Annotated in this window: 2 protein-coding genes; one reads left to right on the plus strand and one right to left on the minus strand. The window is 27.6% G+C overall.

Features of this window, described 5'->3' with window-relative positions; translation table 11 throughout:
• Nucleotides 1-463 precede the first annotated feature (463 nt).
• The gene (locus G594_RS0114530; protein ID WP_027099230.1) at nt 464-964 is read left to right on the plus strand and encodes a hypothetical protein; all 501 of its coding nucleotides are present in this window, start codon (nt 464-466) and stop codon (nt 962-964) included.
• 17 nt (nt 965-981) lie between these two features.
• On the opposite strand, the gene G594_RS19745 is transcribed toward G594_RS0114530, so the two are convergent.
• On the minus strand, nt 982-2,657 hold a 1,676-nt coding region (locus tag G594_RS19745; RefSeq protein ID WP_155849319.1), incomplete at its 5' end, for a glycoside hydrolase domain-containing protein.

Consider the following 2,657-nt stretch of genomic DNA (forward strand, 5'->3'; position numbering starts at 1 on the left):
TTTTTTAGAATCATAAAAATCACCTCAATAAATATTATAATTTCACATATTTTTATTATAATATTTAGTTTTAATTTTCACTAAAGATACTTTTAGCGAAATTGTGTATAAAGAAATATTCAAAAGTAATTTTAGATTATAGAGATATGAATTGAAGGTGATTTTATGAAACAATGTAAGTGCACTAAAAGAAAACAAATAAATTATTTTATTTCGGTATGTATATGTTGTGGTAGAAGATTTATTACTAAGTGAATTAGTAAAAAAGGAATAGCATATTAATGCTATTCCTTTTTTATATAAATATATAGTTCTAATTTTCATTGAATTTACCTTTTATAAAATAATGCTATAATGTATTTATAAATTTTTAATTATATGAAGTTATATGGGTGTTTTAAATTACTAATATGAAGTGAGAAATGATGGCTAAATATAAAAGTGTATTGGAGGAAAATGCGTAATGTATAAAAACAAAAAAAAAGTACAGAAAAACGTGTTAGTAACAATGATAGTATTATTTTTTTTAATAATATTTTTTCCTTTATTTCCGTATAGACATCCATTATTTTTTTCGGAGCCAAATTATATAGAAATTAAAACTAAATATTCTTCTCAAGATGGATTAGTATTAACTGAAAGATGTGAAGAGCTAAATTTAGAGAAGGGAATGGAAGTTGGTAATCGGTTAATTGGACTTGATAAGATTACTAATGAAATTACCAGTATAAAATATGGATTGCCAGGAAATAAAATTAATATTTATGGAAGTGTAGTAGAAAGTGCTAATGGAAAAAGGATGTTTCAAATAGAAAATTGGTCATCATCAAATACCATGATAATTGAAACTTATATATGGGATGAAAAAATATCAAAATTATATGGAATAATTTTTGTTTTATCCATAATATCAATAATTATATGTGCTGTTAAATTAATTAAAATAAATAAAAAGAAAGTCTAAAAAGACTTTCTTTTTATTTATTTCCAATAAACCCATCTAGCATCTTCATCTGGAATAGGATATCTTTTAGATCCAGCTATACAGAATCCATAATCTTTTCTTAATTTTTTACTTTCAGCCCATTCCATAGGGTGTAATTCTTTTGGTTGTTTGACCATTATTTCATTATAATCAGTTCTGTTTACACATGCTTTAACAGAAGCATTTAAATGTTTATACCAGTTATATGCAAAACTATTTGTTTCTCCAGTACCTGTATTACAAGTATAAAATTGTGTTTTATAATCTACAGGAGAAAGCAAGAAATCTAATTTAAAGGAACTTTTATTTAACTTATTGATATCAGATAGTCTAAATCTATGATCTAAATTTGTATGGAAATCTTTACCAAAGGCTAAGAATGGTGTACTTTCTGCTATAGTATTATCATCATTAGATATTTCTGCAAAGCCATGTCCAAACCATGTAATTTCTGCTATTTGTTGTTTTCTTGTAGAATTACCAGATGGTGAGGCTGTATTAAAATAATTAATCAATTCATTTTTATCCTTTATAAATATAATCTTAGTATCTGCTATGGAAGATATGGCTGTTTTAAAGTTTTCTTTATCAGAGTCACTATAAGAGTTACTTTCGATTATCCATGAGATTGTGTCTTTTGAATATTTTGAATTGATAGGCAAACTTTTTTTCCAATTAGCAATATAATTAATTCTTTTTAAGGCAGTTTCAATAAAATTGTATTTAAAACGGTCTACATCTCCTTCATATCCAGATATAACAATATGCTCAAAGTTATAGTAATCTGATGATGGTAGTGATGGTTCTTTATTTGAATTATCTGGAGCAGGATAAGTATCTTCGATACCGTTAGCATTATTTCCAGGATTTATAGAAGCTACACCCATATCTTTACCTGAGCTTATATTGTTATCTATTTCTATTTGGCCTTCACCAGATCCTATAGTAATAGTTGATATTTGATCAATTGCCCAGTTCTTTGGTAATGGATATCCAAGGTTACCGCTAAATCCTGATGACATATCACATACAAAGCTACTACATGATATACCGGCTTCTGATACCCTACTACATACATGTCTAGGAGCATATATACCTATTTTATATTTAGTTTGAGTTCTTTTAAATACTTCAAAAATTTCACTAAAGTAAGGTAATATTGATGTGGTTATGTCAATATCTAATGCGTCAAAATCAACAGTAAAATATATTATTGTGTTGGCATCAAATCCAAAATCGTGAGCTGCTGCAATAGCTGCTTTAGCATCTACATTACCTTGATATGGAGTAAAATATGATAGTTGATATCCACCAGTTTCAAATATAGGGAATATTCTTAAACCATTTGATAAAATAGTTTGTATTTCAGTTTGGGACATTTTAAATTTTCCTGTTAAATATCTACCAACAGAGATATACCCATTGTTTTTTAACGTTTTAGCCTTAGCATCAGTAATTCTTGTAGCACAGTCACACATAGTTCCTTTTCTACTATTATCTCCTGTACTTACTAATAGTGATGCCCAAGTTTGCATTCCTGCAACCCCATCAACTGATAGGCAAGAAAAAGTTTGGAAGTTTGTCACAGCGCTTTTGGCACCATTTCCAAAAGAGCCATCAAAGCCATTAGGATCAAAGCCATTGCAATATAATGCATATTGCAATAAATATA

It is taken from the genome of Clostridium paraputrificum AGR2156, from assembly GCF_000424025.1.
Taxonomy (GTDB): Bacteria; Bacillota; Clostridia; order Clostridiales; family Clostridiaceae; genus Clostridium; species Clostridium paraputrificum.

Bases quoted from the DNA above. Each gene is read 5' to 3' on its own strand.
- G594_RS0114530 (WP_027099230.1), top strand. From the start codon at position 464: ATGTATAAAAACAAAAAAAAAGTACAGAAAAACGTGTTAGTAACAATG.